This window comes from Aureliella helgolandensis, from assembly GCF_007752135.1.
GTDB classification, from domain to species: Bacteria; Planctomycetota; Planctomycetia; order Pirellulales; family Pirellulaceae; genus Aureliella; species Aureliella helgolandensis.
Genome location: NZ_CP036298.1, coordinates 1,620,189 through 1,637,086 on the forward strand (window position 1 = coordinate 1,620,189; position 16,898 = coordinate 1,637,086).

Annotated in this window: 8 protein-coding genes; 5 read left to right on the forward strand and 3 right to left on the reverse strand. The window is 56.4% G+C overall.

The window, feature by feature from the left end:
• Positions 1 to 336 precede the first annotated feature (336 nt).
• The gene (gene topA, locus Q31a_RS05810; protein ID WP_145075355.1) at positions 337 to 3,150 is read right to left on the reverse strand and encodes a type I DNA topoisomerase; all 2,814 of its coding nucleotides are present in this window, start codon (positions 3,148 to 3,150) and stop codon (positions 337 to 339) included.
• 587 nt (positions 3,151 to 3,737) lie between these two features.
• Here topA and Q31a_RS05815 point away from each other — a divergent pair.
• Both Q31a_RS05815 and Q31a_RS05820 read left to right on the forward strand, forming a co-directional pair.
• Complete coding sequence (locus Q31a_RS05815; RefSeq protein ID WP_145075358.1) at positions 3,738 to 6,242, forward strand: SurA N-terminal domain-containing protein; 2,505 nt, start codon at positions 3,738 to 3,740, stop codon at positions 6,240 to 6,242.
• Positions 6,243 to 6,259: 17 nt separating this feature from the next.
• Positions 6,260 to 7,846, forward strand: a complete 1,587-nt coding sequence (locus Q31a_RS05820) for an outer membrane protein assembly factor BamB family protein (RefSeq protein WP_145075361.1) — start codon at positions 6,260 to 6,262, stop codon at positions 7,844 to 7,846.
• Between the two features lie 34 nt (positions 7,847 to 7,880).
• Here the strand turns inward: Q31a_RS05820 and Q31a_RS05825 are convergent, their stop codons facing one another.
• Entirely contained in the window at positions 7,881 to 8,441 is a 561-nt protein-coding gene (locus Q31a_RS05825; RefSeq protein WP_197356259.1) for a DUF2617 family protein, read from the reverse strand.
• A 425-nt stretch (positions 8,442 to 8,866) separates the two neighbouring features.
• Here Q31a_RS05825 and glgA point away from each other — a divergent pair, with 425 nt between their 5' ends.
• Both glgA and Q31a_RS05835 read left to right on the forward strand, forming a co-directional pair.
• Positions 8,867 to 10,348 carry a glycogen synthase GlgA gene (gene glgA, locus Q31a_RS05830; RefSeq protein WP_145086900.1) on the forward strand — a complete coding sequence of 494 codons (1,482 nt, stop codon included), beginning with the start codon at positions 8,867 to 8,869 and terminating at the stop codon, positions 10,346 to 10,348.
• Positions 10,349 to 10,398: 50 nt separating this feature from the next.
• Positions 10,399 to 11,475, forward strand: a complete 1,077-nt coding sequence (locus Q31a_RS05835) for a galactose-1-phosphate uridylyltransferase (RefSeq protein ID WP_231691079.1) — start codon at positions 10,399 to 10,401, stop codon at positions 11,473 to 11,475.
• 176 nt (positions 11,476 to 11,651) lie between these two features.
• Here the strand turns inward: Q31a_RS05835 and Q31a_RS05840 are convergent, their stop codons facing one another.
• Positions 11,652 to 12,542, reverse strand: coding sequence for a GGDEF domain-containing protein (locus Q31a_RS05840; RefSeq protein ID WP_145075372.1), 891 nt, complete (start codon positions 12,540 to 12,542; stop codon positions 11,652 to 11,654).
• Positions 12,543 to 12,928: 386 nt separating this feature from the next.
• Between Q31a_RS05840 and Q31a_RS05845 the strand changes: the two genes are divergently transcribed.
• Positions 12,929 to 16,573 (forward strand): DUF4332 domain-containing protein, encoded by a 3,645-nt coding sequence (locus Q31a_RS05845; protein ID WP_145075375.1) that lies wholly within the window; start codon positions 12,929 to 12,931, stop codon positions 16,571 to 16,573.
• The last annotated feature ends 325 nt before the right edge of the window (positions 16,574 to 16,898 follow it).

Here is a 16,898-nt window from a genome sequence, read left to right on the forward strand (position 1 = left end):
TGACATGGAAAGCTAGTCAAGAGAGAAAAATCTTCAGGCAAGTTTTGCGCGGTGGAGAACTGAATTGCGAAAACGCTTGACACTACCAGAGGGATTCGTTAGGCGATTGCTGAGGCTAAGTCGGTTCCCCTGCTCCCTATTCTGATTGCCATCGACGCGCTGCGGAGGGGCCGTGCAAGCATGCCGGAGCCCGTTACTTCGACACGCTTGCTGCCGGTCTGGAGTGCGATTGACCCAGGCGTGCCTTGAGCGGCACAGCTCGGGCGCCTTCCACCGCGTCGTTGGATGAAAGCTCATTTAACGCAAGGTTGCACCGCCAGGCTGGCATGCGTTGCGTCATGATTCCTCTGCCGCCACATCGCTGGCTGCAGGGGACGCCTTTTTCTTGCTGGCCTTTTTCTTGGCAGCTTTCTTTTTCGCAGGCGCTTTTTTAGCAGCCTTCTTCGTCGTTTTTTTGGCAGCTTTCTTTTTGGCGGGAGCCTTCTTCGCCTTTTTCTTCTTCTTGCTACCGCCGGCAGCGGCGCGGACTGCAAGCAAGTCAAGGGCTTGCTCGAATGTTAAGTCTTCCTGCTTCATGTCGCGTGGGAGACTCGCGTTGGTCTCGCCATCGGTAACATAGGGACCATAGCGGCCTTCGAGCAGTTGCACTGGCGCGGAGGTGACTGGAGAGGGATCGAATGTCTTGATCGGTTCCTTCTTAGCACCGCGTCCGCGTCCAGCTGCCTTAGGCTGGGCCAAGAGCGCCAACGCCTGCTCTAGCGAAACATCCATGGGAGATACCTCGGCAGGCAGGCTGCGCGTTTCGGTTCCGCATTTGACGTAGGGGCCAAAGCGTCCGTTGCTGGCCACCACGTCTTCTTGGGATTCGGGATGGGGGCCCAGGTTTCGAGGCAGGGAGAGGAGTTTGAGTGCCACGTCGAGCGTGACGTCTTCGACCTGCATCCCCTTCATCAGTCCCGCGTTCTTCGGTTTCTCCTCTTCATCGGGATGTCCCAATTGAACGTAGGGGCCAAACCGTCCCGTTTTAATGAAGACAGGCTTGCCGGTGTCGGGGCAGTGGCCCAGTGGCTCGTCGCCCTTGGCAGCATCGGCCAGCAGTTCGAGTGCTTTGGTGAGTGAGACTTCGTCCGGGGGCAGCATGTCTGGCAGGCTTGCTTTGCGTTCTCCCTGCTCGACGAATGGACCGTAGCGGCCGACGCGAACAAAGACTTCCTCTTTAAATTCTCCCTCTTCGGGAGCGCCCAGCGAAAAGCGGCTGGTGACGCGTGGGTCGATCTCTTGGACCTTGGATGCCAAAAGCGGCCGAAGTCCCGTTGGGGCTGGGGCACCGGGTTGCCGAACCGCCGTTCCCTCGGTGCCAGCTTCGGCTTCGGCTGCTGCGAGCAGTCGTTCCGCGGCATCGCCAAAGTAGAAGTTTTGCAAGTACTCGAGAAAGCCCTTTTCATTGCGGCTGATCTCATCCAGGTAATCTTCCATTTGGGCGGTGAAGTCGTAGTTCACCAGCGTGCCCAAGTGCTCTTCGAGCAGTCGTATGACGGAGAAGGCGGTCCAGCTTGGGACCAACGCGTTGCCTTTCTTAAATACGTAGTCTCGCTGTTGGATGGTGTCGATGATTGAGGCGTACGTACTGGGGCGGCCAATCCCCTTCTCTTCCAGCGTGCGGGTTAGGGAGGCTTCCGTGAAGCGCGCCGGCGGCTGGGTCGTGTGCGATTTGGCCGTCAGGGCTTTGCACTCCAGGACCTGCCCTTGAACCATCGGCGGCAAGAGGACCTCCTGTTGCGCGATGGCGTCGGCGGGATTATCGCTGCCCTCCACGTAGGCTCGAAGGAAGCCTTCGAATTCAATGGTCGTACCGGAGGCTTGAAATAGTGCTCCGGCTGCCTCCACCGTAACGGTCATCCGCTTCTTGCGCGCATCGGACATTTGGCACGCGATGGTGCGCTTCCAAATCAGATCGAACAGACGGAATTGCTCGTCGCTGAGTTTGCTGCGTAGGTTCTGGGGTAGTTGGAAGGGAGCACCTGCGGGGCGAATCGCCTCGTGAGCCTCCTGAGCATTTTTGACCTTGGTCGAGTAGGTGCGTTCGTCGGGGTGTAGGAAGTCGGCTCCATACTCCTGCAGCACCAAGTCGCGGGAGGCCTTGACCGCTTCCTTCGACAGCGTCGTCGAATCGGTACGCATGTAGGTAATGTAACCATTTTCGTACAAGCTCTGTGCGACCTGCATCGTCCGCCGGGCTGTAAAGCCGAACTTGCGGTTGGCCTCCTGCTGCAGTGTACTGGTGGTAAACGGGGGCTTGGGTTTCTCTCGAAAGGGTTTCTCCTCGACCGAAGCGACATTGAATGTGGCTTCCTTGAGTTTGGCAGCCAGCTCGCTAGCCTGCTGCTCATTCATCAAGAGCAGGGAGGGATCCTTGATTTTCCCGGTTGCCGCGTCAAAGTCCTTGCCGCTGGGCAAACGCCGTCCCTCGTAGCTGACCATCCCCGCATCGAATTGTGCATTGGCAGCCGCCGTCAGAGTGGCAAGCAGGTCGGAATACGTGGCGCTATGAAACGCCATGCGGTCCCGTTCCCGTTCCACGATGACACGCACGGCCACGCTTTGCACCCGCCCGGCGGAGAGCTTGGGGCCGACTTTTTTCCAGAGTAGTTGCGACACGTCGTAACCGAAAAGACGGTCTAGGATGCGTCGCGTCTCCTGAGCCCGTACTAAGGCTTCGTCGATTTGCCGAGGATTCGAGAGGGCGTTTTGAATCGCTTCCTTGGTGATTTCGTGGAAGACGAGGCGGTGGACCGGAACCTTGGGCTTAAGGACTTCGTGCAAGTGCCACGAGATGGCCTCCCCCTCGCGGTCTTCGTCCGTCGCCAGATAGAGAGCGTCGCACTCTTTTAACTGCTGCTTCAGCTTGGTGACATGTTTCTTTTTGTCGGCCGGCACGATGTAGACGGGTTGAAAATCGTCGTCTACATTGACCCCCAGGTAGGCCCAAGACTCTTTCTTGTACTGTTCCGGCAGCTCTTTGCTGCCCTTGGGCAGATCCCGAATGTGCCCGATACTAGCTTCGACGACGTAGTCCGCTCCCAGAAATTTGGAGATGGTGCGGGCTTTAGCCGGAGATTCGACAATTACAAGTGATTTGGCTTTGCTCATGGATCGCTTAATACTTCTATGGGATTTGTCGAAAGTCAGACTTGCGGCTATTTTGGGTGGGCTGTTTGGACTGTTCGAGGTCTAACGGCAACTAGTGCACTGTAAACACAGAGGTCCTACCTAGTAAAGCGGGGTTGGAAAGTCGCCTAGCTGGATGAGGTGGAGGTTTAGGTGGTTTAGGACGCTTGTCCGCCTGCCAGTTTTCTCAGTTCCTAGCAACCTCGTATCTGCAAAAACGGAAAACCTTGCTATCCTGTGTGGTTCTGCAGGCGTAGACACTTAGTACTGCCTCCTTCTGCCCGGCGCTCGCATGCTGGGGGATGTTTGCGTGTTGGGGATATAAATGTGTCCCACAACCACGCGAGCTGGGCTGTCCCCCGGTGGGGAGGCCACTAGAAGAGGATGCACGACAAAAGTGTGATTGCCTGAAGGAACCCATGTCTGAGGCGGCATCTTTCCGATTGTTTGGGGCTGCTTTCATCCACCAATCCCTACGGGTGGATCAATTGTCAAACAATGCAAAATGCGTACGGCAAGTACGACAGAATCAACTACCATGAAACGGCTGTAAGTTAGGAAACTACTGGATGTCTACCCCTTTTGCAATCTTCCGCAAAAACCAAACGTTCTGGATGGCAGGCCTTGTCCTGCTCTCGTTGCTGGCTTTCGTCGTGGCCCCTGCCATTGAGACCGCATCTCAAGCCTTCCGCGGTGCGACGGGAGATGAAGCAGTCGTCGTGAAGTGGGAGGGCGGACTGATTACGGTAGCCGATCTCAACCATAACACGCAAAAACATGGCAATTTGGTCCGTTTCCTCAACAGCCTGGCCGAAGAGGTCGTCGCTGCCGGAGGCGTTCCGCAGGTTCCCGGATTTGAGTACGATCCGCAAACCCGCCAAATTGTCGGCCTCGGCATCCAGTCGAGCACCAATCAGCTCGATATTTGTCGCGGTCGCATTCTGGCTACGGAAGCCGAGCGATTGGGGATTACCTTCAGCGACGATTCGATCGACGAATTTATCCGTTTGTTTTGCGATCGGAAAATAACCAACAAGCGTTTGGCGGAGATTTTGCAGGAGTCGACCAGTGGCCGACTGAGCAATTTTGATCTTCGTGAAATGCTCAAGCGTGAGCTCTCGGCACTGGTGGTCGGGCAAATTGCGCGGGCTGGAATCTACGCCCAACCTCCTGGCAAAACCTTCCGTGATTTTGAAAAACTGAATCAGACTGCCAAGGTCGAAGCTTTCCCGGTCTTCGTGGATCAGTACATCAGCCAGGTAACTGGTGAGCCTACGGAAGCGGAAATTCAAACCATTTATCAAGCCGGATCGCAGTCTGCTCCCGATCCCACCTCGCCCAACCCCGGCTTCGTGCGACGCTATCAAGCCAACGTTGAGTACGTTGAAGCGAATCTCACGGAATGGACTGAGCGCGCCAAGGCCGACATCACCGAAGAGCAGTTGCGAGAGGAATACGAACAGCGAAAGCTGATGGGACGATTGCAGGTTCCCGTTACTGAGGATGAAGGTGACGCAGGTACCGCGGAAGCACCTGCAGCCGAGACGCCAGCGACCGAGGCCACCACCGCTGAGGAAGCGGCCACGCCCAGCCAGCCAGCTGCGGAAGAGCCGTCGGCAGTAGAGGCTCCAGCCGCTGAAACTCAGTCCACTGAAACCCCAGCAGCTGAGACGCCGGCGAGCGATGAGCAGAGTCGTGCTGGGACGCGAGGCACGGCGGTGCGGTTGGTGAACTTCGTCCAATCGGAAACGGCGCCGGGCAGCGATCTACCGCCGCCTGTTGTTCAGCCGCCCCAGTTGGGCCAAGACGCTGCCAACGCTGCCGCTGAAGCTGCGGAGGCCTCGGAGCCAGCCAACGCAACTGAGGAGGCAGCCCCGGCCGCCGATAAGGCACCCGCTGAGGCTGAAGCTCCACAGACGCCCGGAGCTGCCGACGAGCCAGCGGAGACCCCTGAAGATGCGTCTACCGAAGCTGCTGCGGCAGAGGTGGCCTCGCCGAGTGAAGCGGATCCCAACGCACCGGGGCTGGCTGCAGATGCTGAAGCAGCAGCCGAAGAGGCTGCTCCCGCCATGCGAGATCAAACTTTTGAAGAGGCTCGCGAAGAAATTTTGGAGTCCCTTGCCCGCGACGCCGCTAGTCCAGCGATGCAGCAGGCGTTGGAAGAGCTTGTCAACAAGCACATGAATCCTTACTACGCTGCCTATCGTCAGTACGAAGCGTTCAGCAATAACGATGAGCTGGCGGACAAGGATGAAGAAGAGTCCCGGACACCGCCCGCGCGGCCTGACATCAAGAAGATTGCTACGGAATTAGGGCTGAAGTATGTGGAAACCGGCATGGTGGATATCACCACTCTTTCGCAGACGCAGTTCGGTGGCGGTCCCGTCAATGGCGATGGGCTGTCGGGAACGGTCGCCGAAAATTTGATGACACCGCAGTTGCTCGAGCTTTTCCGCCCCGTGCAAAGCATTTATTACGATCAGCAAGCACTGATGACTGGGGGGAATTTTGATTTCCTGCAGTTCATTTCCTGGAAGACCGCGGAGCGACTACCCTATGCTCCGGAATTGCCGGAAGTGCGCGACGAGGTCGTTGATGCGTGGAAGCGTCAGCAGGCTCGAGTGCTGGCAAGTGCTGCTGCAAGCGTGTTAGCGAAGAAGGTAACGACAGGCGAATCCGCCTGGCAAGCGGCCCTCGATACCAACGAGCAAGCCTTGGTCGTGCAAACGGCTCCGTTTACTTGGATGACCCGCTTCAATGAATACATCATGCCCTCCAACGTGCCAACTTTGGACACGGTGGGTACGGAGTTTATGCGAGCGGTGTTTAGTGCTAAAGTGGGGCAGCCATTCGTCGCCCCCAACCAGCCGCAATCCGCTTACTACGTGACGCGAGTCCTCGAGTTTGCACCCTCGGAGCAGGAGTTGCAGGAACGGTTCAATGCCGATCCGACGAAGAGCGGACCGCTGGGCATTGCGCGTCAGGAAGTCAACGAAACCTTCCTGGACTGGTACCAGAATCTAGAGCGTCGCTTAGGGGTTGAATGGCAGATTAACCCAGGTTCCATCAACTAGCTCTAACTGGTATTTCGATGATGCTATCCACTTCACCTTGTGAGCAAATTCGGGACATCGCTGGAGACCCGGCGGCGAATCAAACAGAGGTTGCTCATAAGGGAAGGGGGACGCGGCAGAGTGGTCGGGCCTTGCGGAAGAGCTTGCGGCTGGGATTGTCGCGCTGGCAGATTGGCCTAGCGCTGTTCACCCTGTCTGCCACTCTCTCGTTGACTGCTTGTGCGCAGGATGCCCCCAGCTCAACGCCAGCGGCAGACTCGCCGCCTGCTGCTGCATTAGACGCTCCCCAAGGGGCCGAGCAGGAAATTCAGTTCACCCGTACCGCCGGCAGCGACTGGACTGCGTTTCTGGGGCCCAATGGCGATGGCACGTCTCCCGAGACGGGCGTGCGGCCGGACCTATGGAGCCCACACCCAGCCATCCGCTGGTCCATGCCGTTGGGCGTCAGCTATGGTGGTCCGACGATCTGTCAGGGCCGGTTGCTGCAGTTTGACCGCTTTGGTAATCAGGAACGCTTGACCTGCTTTGAAGCGGAGACCGCGCGGGAATTGTGGAGGTTTGAGTCCAGCGTTGAGTACGACGATATGTATGGGTACAACAACGGTCCCCGTTGTTCGCCGATCGTGGATGGTGATCTCATTTACACCTATGGCGTTACCGGCCGGCTGAGCTGTGTTGAACTCAAGACGGGCAAGCGAGTTTGGTCGAAGGATATGGTGCTGGACTACGACGTGGTGCAGAACTTTTTCGGCGTTGCCAGTTCGCCATTTGTCTTCCAGGACCTGTTGTTGGTCATGGTGGGCGGTAGTACGAAAGAGTCGCTCTCGTTGCCCCCAGGCCGCCTGGATCAGGTGGAACCCAGCGGCTCTGCCATCGTTGCACTAGATAAACGGACTGGCCAGGAGGTTTACCGCCTTGGGGATGATCTGGCGAGCTACGCTTCGCTCACGGTACGCGAGATTGAAGGAGAGCCGACTGGTCTAGCCTTCTTGCGAAACGGTTTGTTGGCCTGGGAGCCGCAGTCGGGCAAGCAAAGGTTTGCTTATCCCTGGCGGGCACCGATGCTGGAGAGTGTCAATGCTGCGCTGCCGGTCACGAGTGGGGATCGCATCCTGCTATCCGAGGCCTACGAAGTTGGCAGCGTATTATTAGAATCCGTTGAGGGGAGCCCCGAGGTTGTCTGGAAAGATAGCGGCCCACGCAACAAATGCAGCTTTCGGGCTCACTGGTCAACCCCGGTCTTGATTGACGGCTATCTCTACGGCTGCAACGGCCGCAATCAGCCCGATAGTGACTTGCGGTGTGTCCGCTTGGCGGATGGGGAGGTCCAGTGGATGGATCGTCGCCATGAACGCAGTAGCGTGCTGGCCGTGGATGGTTATTTGATCGTCCTCGGAGAGTATGGTCGGCTGGATTTGATTCGCCCGAACCCAGAGAAACTGGAGGTGGTCCGCACCGTTGATTTGAGTGAAATCGTGGATCCGGTGGATGGGCTGCCCTTGCTGGATTATCCCTGTTGGGCTGCACCCGTGTTGTCTCACGGGCAGCTCTACCTGCGTGGCAATCGTCACCTGGTGAGTTTCGACCTGATACCCGGCACGTAGGTTCATCAGGCGGGGCGTCAACTTCGAAGTCGGCCTACTCGTCGTTGATGTCGATCAACGTAAAGGTCGAGTCGGTCTTGAGCAGTGCTTTGTCATCAGGGAAGGTATGGATGGCTTGCACGTGCATGCTGCGTAGCCGATGCTCCACGTGGATAAAGCTCAAGCCACCAATCGCAATGCGGCCGCTCGAGTCAAAGAGTTGGAGCAGTTCGTGGTTCTGGGAGGCCTCGCCCAGCTGCTTTTGAAGCATCCAGAACATTTCTGCGGGGACCCGTTCGAGTTCGAACTTGTACTGGTAGTCAATTCCCTTGCGGACTTCCAGTTTGTCCTGCTGCCCGTGGGTCATGGGGAGGGTAAGGATGCGTCTTCCCTGAGGGAGCAGTTGGTGGTTGGAGGCTGCGACCTCAGTAATCGTCCCGTTCTCACAAGCCCAGCTGACAACATGCCCATCCACCGTGATGTGAATTTGGGCGGTGAAGTTCTCCCGCTCGATGCGTTGGGATTTGTAAATGTGGAAGAGTTCGGGGTGGACTGATCTCCCAAGCAGTTGAAAAGTCAACTGAGCTACTTTGGGACGAACGGTAGACAAGTCCATAGGGTGCAGTTCCTGGCAGTCAGACGAGGAGAGACGAGGGGGCATTCTAACAAGATCTGGATCAATTTTGGCAGGATGCGCCGATGGAAAGTGACCGAGATATCACGAAATGTTTGAGAAGGGCCCTAATGACTCCGTTGGCCGCAGTCCATTATAGGCAGAGGCGTATAAATGTACCAAGAGCACATGGAGAGCCAATTTGCTAAAGTTAAACGATCGCAGCAATCGCCCAGGGGGGGGCAAATGCTTTTTGGATTTCAGGCTCGATAGACAATGCATTCATTGGCAATCTCGACTACATTGCGGGTAATGCAATGTTTTAAGAGACAAATACTTTCCGTTGGACAACTCCGACTCGCCAAATTGTGTTGGCCTCGTAGGCGGTTGTCACTCATCCAAGTTGAGCATCAAGAGCCGTGAAACCAATCCATGTTGTAACAATCTCCAGTGAGATGGTGCCGTTTGCCAAGACTGGTGGGCTAGGGGATGTCTGTGGCGCTCTGCCGGTAGCGCTTGAGGCGAGTGGTTGTCGTTGTAGCGCGTTTCTGCCTGCGTATCGCAGTGTGCTCCGCAGCGGATTGGCCATCGAACCGACTCCACTTACCTTCACCATCTACATCGCTGGGCGGCATGTGGCTTGCCGAGTTCTGAAAGCAACCTACCCAGGAAGCAATGTCGATGTCTACCTGATCGACCAGCCCCAGTACTTTGACCGGGATGGACTCTATTCCGATCGTGCTGGGGAGTATCGGGACAACTGCGAGCGGTTTTCCTTCTATTGCCGAGCAGTGGTGGAAGCGATCGACCGCTTGGGCTTGGAAATCGACATCGCCCACTGCCATGATTGGCAAACGGGGCTGATTCCTGCGTACATCAAAGCCCGCCGCAACCAGTATGCATGGATGAACAATGTCAAATCGGTGATGACGATCCACAATCTGGCTTATCAAGGACGATTTTGGCATTTGGACATGCCCCTCACCGGCCTCGATTGGAAGTATTTCAATTGGGAGCAGATGGAGTTTCATGGCGATTTGAATTTAATGAAGACGGGTATTGTCTTCGCCGATACCGTGACCACGGTCAGTCCCACCTACGCCCGCGAGATCACCGAACCGGAACTTGGCTGTGGCCTTGATTCCATTCTCAAAGGGCGCGGGCCGGACCTCGTGGGGATTGTCAACGGTGTCGATTACACGTTGTGGGACCCCAGCACCGATTGTCATTTGCCTCAGAACTACTCTGTGGAAAATTGGCGCGATGGAAAATCGGTTTGCAAAGCGCAGCTTCAAGCAGAGCTGGGGCTGGAAGTTCGCGCTGAGGTGCCTTTGCTGGGCATCGTGAGCCGTCTCGCGGACCAGAAGGGTTGGGATCTCATTATCCCTCTCCTAAAGGATTGGGCGCGCAGCCGTGATGTGCAGTGGGCCATCCTGGGAACGGGAGATCCTCGCTATGAGCAACAGCTGCAGGCACTCGCCCAGGAACATCCGACGCGGGTGGGTGTGCGACTTGAGTTTTCGGAAGCGGTTGCACACCGTATCGAAGCGGCTTGCGACATGTTCCTAATGCCGAGTCGCTATGAGCCGTGTGGTTTGAACCAGTTGTATAGTCTAAAGTACGGCTCGGTGCCTGTGGTGACGTCGACCGGAGGTCTGGCAGATACCGTCGTTGATGCCAGTGAAGAAAACCTTGCCAAGGGGCAAGCCACTGGTTTTCGATTCGATGAGTATTCGCAGGTGGGGTTAGATAGTGCTTTGCACCGCGCTATCGATGTTTTTCGACATAATCCATCACGGTGGGGCTATATTGTAGAGGCTGGAATGCGCGACGATTGGTCGTGGGGTCAGAGTGCCAAACATTATAAGGAGGTTTATGACAGGGTGATGCACCGGGAAGTGGCGTGTTAGGCGGGATGTATTTGGTGACAAATCGCGACTCAGTGGATTCAGGTGAATTGATGTCGAGAATGCGAGAGGACGTGACGTCCAGTGAAATGCGCCACGATTGGCTAGCCGATCGGTGGGTGATTATTGCTCCGCAACGGACAGCCCGGCCCTGCGATTTCGATTTGGTATTTGACGAACCGTCGGGCGTCGGCGATTGCCCGTTTTGCTGCGGGCATGAGGCGGAGACTCCACTCGCTGTGGCTAGCTATCCGGCGATCTCTGCCAATCGTAAGAAGGAGAGCTGCGCAGAGTGGTCGGTGCGAGTGGTGCCCAATAAATTTCCGGCCGTCAATATTCCGGGCACCCGTCCACCGATGCGGTATGCAACTCACCCGGCTAGCCCCGTTCCCACCAATGGCATCAATCTGTTTAAACGCCGTGGCCTGTCTGGCGGACATGAGGTCATCGTGGAGAGCCCCGAGCATCTCTACTCCATTTCCCAGCTGGACCCCGAATCAACGCAAACCGTCTTCCGCGCCTATCGCGATCGCTTGCGTTATTGGTTGACGGAGCGCGAGATATGCTACGCGGTCGTTTTCAAAAACGTAGGGCAGGATGCAGGAGCCTCGCTGGTTCATACCCATTCGCAACTCATTGCCACCGATATTTTACCACCCGACGTGCAGCGGGCCGCCGAACGCATGCAACTGTTCTACGAACAGGAAAACGAATGTTTGATGTGCCGCATGATTTCCGATGAAGTGGAACTAGGCGTGCGAATTGTTGAGCAGACTCCTGACTTTGTTGCGTTTTGCCCGTTCGCCAGCCGCCTGCCTGCGCTGATCACCATCCTTCCCAGGCAACATCAGAGCCAGTTTGAGAAACTCAATGACCAGGAGTTGGAGCAGGTCTCTTGGTTGACTCACCGAACGATCCGTCGCCTGGAGAAACTCTACCCCGCAGTGGCCTACAACTTCGTGATTCAAACGGCCCCCAGTTGCCGCAAGGATTCCGCTTCCTTCCACTGGCGTCTGGAATTGTTCCCACGACTTACCAAGGTGGCTGGTTTTGAATGGGGCAGCGATTGTTTTATCAATCCCTTGGCACCCGAGGATGCGGCCCGCGCCCTGCGGCAGGCTGGAGTCTAAGGCCGGGTGAGTCAGAGCTGGTTTGAGGACGGTGTCCCTTCAGGTTAGTGTCCCGTCAGCCTGGGGACGCTTCGGGGAGCATTTACTGAGGTGCGCCCGCTGTCGCAGTGTCTCGGGATCGGTCACACCGTTGCTGCCGGTATGTTTTCCCATGGGGAGATCCGTCCGGTTGCAGCCTAATTGCTCACCAGTCGATTTCTGCCATCTGCTTTGGCGCGATAGAGTGCTTGATCGGCACGCAGTAACGCGGCATCGAAACTATCGCCGTCGCGGACTTGGGTTATGCCAGCACTTACGGTGACATGCAGGATCTGCTCGCGGACATGAATCGACCTGTCCTCGATGGTTTGCAGCAACTCACCGATTCGCTGTTCCGCCGCAGCTAAAGGATCTTGCAGGAGAAACACAAACTCCTCACCACCGTATCGAAATACTTGGTGCGGTGATTCGGCGGTGTTTCGCATGGACTGACTGAGCTGGCGGAGAACCTCATCGCCCGCGAGATGCCCGTATCGGTCATTGACTGCCTTGAAATGGTCGACATCCAATAGAGCTGCGGATAGAGGTACATGCGAGGAATCTTGCGTGTGCAAGTCAAGAAACGCCTTCTGTAGGTTCCGACGATTCTTCAGTCCGGTTAACGGGTCAACATCGGCCGCAGCCTCCAGACCAAGAAGCTTGGCTTGGCGTTTTTGGGCAAAGAATAGCGCTCTCGGAAGCATGCCTCCACTCAACGCATGCTTGCTAATGAAGTCCTGAGCACCTGACGCTACCGCTTCTAGAGCGATTGCATGGTCATCAACACCACTCAGCACGACGATGGGTAGTCGCGCGTCACAGGCGTGCAGTTGGCGCAACGAATCCATGCCTTGACTGTCAGGAAGCCCCAGATCTAGCAAGGCAGCATCAAAATCGCCCTGTTGGATTGTCTGAATAGCTTCCTGCAGCGAGGAAACTCGCTGTGTGGTAATCGTAACGAGGGGATAGCGATGCAACAATCGCTCGATGAGCAGGCTGTCCTCCGCATCGTCTTCGATCAATAGAACGTGAAGTGATGTAATGTTCATGCAATCCGTCGGACTGGCAAGCGTGGCTCGGTTGGGAGCGGATTGGACATGAGCCAACGCGAAAATGCCATTGTTTGAACTATGCCAGCATTAGGCGAGATGAGGTTAACCAGTCTATTAACAAGTTTAGGTAGTGTGTATACCACGCAGTAATAGGCCTGCAGGCGAGCCCCTTGGCGGAGGGCCGAAAATGTGCGTTCTCAGTCATCCAGGGATCCGGTTCTAAGTCTTGTTCCTATTGCTTTGCCAGTTTTACCTAAATTGCTATTGGGAAAACCGGACGAGGTGTGGTATTTTCTTGCGCGACCCTAGAAACCTTGCGCTTGCGACCCCAGATCTCTCGTGCCAGGATGTGACACAGAAGTTAGGCATAAGGAGGAGCCTTCATGCAATTAGTAAACATGGACGTTGAGCGTCTTGGAAACATCACGGCCGGAAATCGCGGGCAAATCGAGTCGATTCGCTGGCAATTGGGGCCATTCTCTCCCGGTTTGAATGCGATTTACGGCCCTCGTGGAGCGGGGAAGACAACCCTCCTGCATTGGCTCAGAACGGTCACTTCCGAGCAATATGGGGCAAGTTATGTGCCGCCTCAGTGGGCCATTCAACCCCAGGCATTAACCGGTATGGTGGAGATCGTAGATCGCCAACAGCACTACCGTGCCAGTAGCGATCGCAATGGTGCAGTACGCGTCGAGCTGCTCGACCCGGCGCATCGAGTGTGGCCCGCACAACCCTTTTCGCGGTTTGAGGCGAACGGATACCAACGGCAGCTCTCCCCACAACAACTAACTGCATTTTCCGCGTTGAATGGCGCTCACGGAAATTCCGACACCGAATCGAATTTGCGAGAGATCGCATCGCGTCTGGGCTTGGATGAGGCGACCGAGCGTCCCTATGCATCCGAGCGACAGCAGTTACTTGCTAGAAAATCGGAACTGCAACGCCGTGTCGAAGACCTAGCCAGCGTCCCCCAGTCCCGTGAATACTTAGCTGCAAGACGGAGCGAGTTGGAGCGAGAGCTGAGCAGTATTCGCAATGGCATTGCTCCCTACCGCAGTGATGAGGCTGCTACGGACTATCATCGCTTTGATGAGCGAATGACGGTCATCCAACGCGAGCTGCAGCAAGCACTGGACGAAGTCAATTCACTGGACTCTGAGCTCGCCAACTGCCAAGCTGAACTCAAGGCCACCCCTACAGAAGCGGCGCCAGTGAATGTGGACGAATCGTATCGTCTGCAATTGCAACAATTGGACGATCGGCTCAATCGTTGGCGACAAACCCTGCGAGATTTGAAGGCGCATCGCGAACGCATTGAGCACGATGCAACCGACGCGCAGCTCGACAAGCAAATCGGCGAACAGTTGTCGGTGACGAAGGATTCCGATCCACGAGCTGCACTTCGTTCGCTCGAAGTGCAAATTGTGAGCACTCGCAAGCAAATCGATGAGCTGATCGGACGCTACGGTGGTATGGAGTCGCTGGCCGCTCCACAAGCGTACGACGTCGTCCGAGATGCCAATGGGGAAACTCGCATCGCTTACACCGATGCACATCGACACCTTCCTGAGTCTCTCGCTTTGCCAGAAACCTTGAGAGCCATGCAGAAAGATCTGTATGAGGTCTGTCAGCAACTGGCTCGGCACGAATCTCAGTCGACTTGTGAAACCCTCAAGACGCAAGCCTTGCAACTAAAGCGGGCTGAGTCTGAGTTGCTAGAATCCGTACAAAAGCTCATCGAAGAACGAGCCGCTTTGCTACGTAGGATTGCAGCCGAATATCATCTGTCTGTCGATCAATTGACTTTAGCCTTCGGGGAATGGTGCCAGTGCCAAGACCACCCGCACCTTCAGGATTGGTTGCTCAGTGATGAGTCGGGCAAAGCAAGTGCGTGTGGCGTGGGAACGCAAACCACGCGTCACGGCATTGCGGAGCAAATCGCTTCGATCACGTCTCGCCGCAAGCAGGCTATGCTGCGCGTGGAAGACTGCCGCCGACAATTGCGTGACGCTGACATCTACCGCCAACAAGCACGCGGCGTGCAGCACGAGGTCATGGGCCGTCGCGAAGTGGATCTACTGCGAGAGCTCGATCAGCAGGCTGCCCAATTGAAAGACTGGGAAACGCGTGATCGCCTGACCGCAGAGCTCCATGAAGTCGAGCGACAACTCGATCGCACTCCCGTGGATTCACCAGCGGTCAATTCCACGAGCTTTCAAACGCGGTACAACGGCCATGTTGCCGCTTTGATGGGCCGCATCGAACGCCAGTCAGCCGATCGTAGCTATCGAACACCCGCGGCGCACCGCTTCGATTTGGTGGACGGAGTCGTCCGCGATGGGCACGCTCAGTACGAGACTTACGAGAAGGTGGTTCCCAATGCGATTGTGCGTTTGGCGCTGCGTTTAGCGATTGCTGAGTCGCTATTGCAACGCGGCGAGAGCATCTGCTTGCTGCTGGACGATGCACTGTCCGAACTTACCCGCGAGCATCAACAGCGGGCAATTGCGCACCTAGCAACCGTAGCTAGTACAGGACAACAGGTTATTCTGCTGACGAGTGATCGGGCTCTGGCCGAACTCGTCCGCGAATGCCAAGGTTGGGTTGGTAATCTGATTCCAGACCGGGCTCCAGTTCGTCAGGGGCCTGATATCAACCAACAATTGTCAGCCATCGCCAACGATCATGAGGCCGATAAGTGGTATCAGCCAGACTGGGCCAACGGCAATCATCGGGAAGTCCGCAGTGAGTACTACCTGACCGAGCATTCTCCCATCGATGATGCTCCCTCCATCGATGCGAACTCGGCCAGTCGCTGTCGTGGGCTAGGGGTCGTATGCATCGGAGATTTGCTAGACATTGAACCGAATTGGTTAGCAGAAAACCTGCGGATCGAAGGGATTCACGCCTCGACTGTCACTCGCTGGCAGGCAGAGGTGCGACTGTTGTGTTCTGTGCGAAAGCTGCGTCCCTTTGATGCCCGCGTGCTGGTCGGTGCCGGAATACGCTCGCCGCAGCAATTGGCAGAAGTCCACCCGAGTCATCTTTTGCAACGCGTTGAAAAGTTCCTAACGACCGAGCGTGGGCGCCGGATCATGAATAGCGGTAGCAGTCGTGAACTTTCGCGAATTACGACTTGGATCGCTTCGGCTAAGAGTGGTCCCACCCGTTACGAACGCACTAGCATCATCGATGACTTGCCCGATGATTACGTGGAATACGAATCCGCGGGACGCTCGGAATATGAGAGTTCCGATGAAAGTGACTACACACGGAGCGCCCGCAGTTCCAGTTCGAAATCTCGCTCGAGATCCAGCGGTCAACGCCGCTCAAGCAATGGGGCATCTGACTCCAGCGGCAATCAGCGGCGTCGAACCGAAGATTCCCGGGATGCCTCACGGTCCAGCCGCAATGGGACTCGCGCATCGCGACAGGCGTTTCCCAAACTACGGCAGCCCGAATTGAACGGTTCGGGGCGAGCTGCAGCTTCGAACGGGGCCCATCGAGAATCGACTGAGTCCTCTCATGGGCGAGCAAGCTCACGCGAGACGGTTCGCATCGTGGCTGAAACGGCGGAGCCCGAAAGCCAATTGAAATTCTACTTGGAGTTGTCGAGTCCCGTCGTCGATGCACCTTCGATCGGTCCTCGGATGGCAACCCGCTTGGAAAAGGTTGGTATCTTCACGGTCGACCAACTCCTCGCGGCCGACCCCGAGTTCTTAGCCGACAAGCTCGACAATCGACGCGTTAGCTCAGATACCGTCTTGGCTTGGCAATTGCAGGCTCAATTGGTATGTCGCATCCCCAATCTACGCGGACACGACGCTCAAATGCTGGTGGCTTGCGAGTTGACCGCCCCCGAGGAGTTGATGGATATCGATCCTCAGGACTTGCTGGACAGCGTCGTAGCGTACGCACAAAGCACCGAAGGGCAGCGTATCCTACGTGGCAGCAAGGAGCCTGATCTGGAGGAAGTCAACAACTGGATTAGCTGGGCAGCGAGTTGTCGTTCCTTGAATGCCGCTTGAAGAGATCTGGATTGATCGGGCGAGCCCTGACGCTTAAGGGTGTCATGGGCTTGCCTGTTTTTCGCACTGCTTGTCAGCTTGTCTTCGCTGTTGCTCGCCGGTTGAGAGCGAAGGCGGAGTTCTTAGAACAATGGTTCTTCGGAAGGGGGCGTCTTAGGTGTGTGCCAGCTGGCAACTCCTGAGTACCCCTGTTGATCCGGGGTCGCCCTGCTTCGCGCATGTGAAAGACGGAGGGCGGAAAGAGCGACAGCCTCGGTCAGGGCTGTTCCAAGGCAGAACCCGCGCGCGAACGGGCTGTCGAAATAGTAACCCGCCGCGCGAGCAA

What these genes read in the sequence shown, in the direction of transcription:
- topA (WP_145075355.1), bottom strand. Translation starts at nt 3,150, where the DNA reads ATGAGCAAAGCCAAATCACTTGTAATTGTCGAATCTCCGGCTAAAGCC.
- Q31a_RS05815 (WP_145075358.1), top strand. Translation starts at nt 3,738, where the DNA reads ATGTCTACCCCTTTTGCAATCTTCCGCAAAAACCAAACGTTCTGGATG.
- Q31a_RS05820 (WP_145075361.1), top strand. Translation starts at nt 6,260, where the DNA reads ATGATGCTATCCACTTCACCTTGTGAGCAAATTCGGGACATCGCTGGA.
- Q31a_RS05825 (WP_197356259.1), bottom strand. Translation starts at nt 8,441, where the DNA reads ATGGACTTGTCTACCGTTCGTCCCAAAGTAGCTCAGTTGACTTTTCAA.
- Q31a_RS05835 (WP_231691079.1), top strand. Translation starts at nt 10,399, where the DNA reads ATGTCGAGAATGCGAGAGGACGTGACGTCCAGTGAAATGCGCCACGAT.
- Q31a_RS05840 (WP_145075372.1), bottom strand. Translation starts at nt 12,542, where the DNA reads ATGAACATTACATCACTTCACGTTCTATTGATCGAAGACGATGCGGAG.
- Q31a_RS05845 (WP_145075375.1), top strand. Translation starts at nt 12,929, where the DNA reads ATGCAATTAGTAAACATGGACGTTGAGCGTCTTGGAAACATCACGGCC.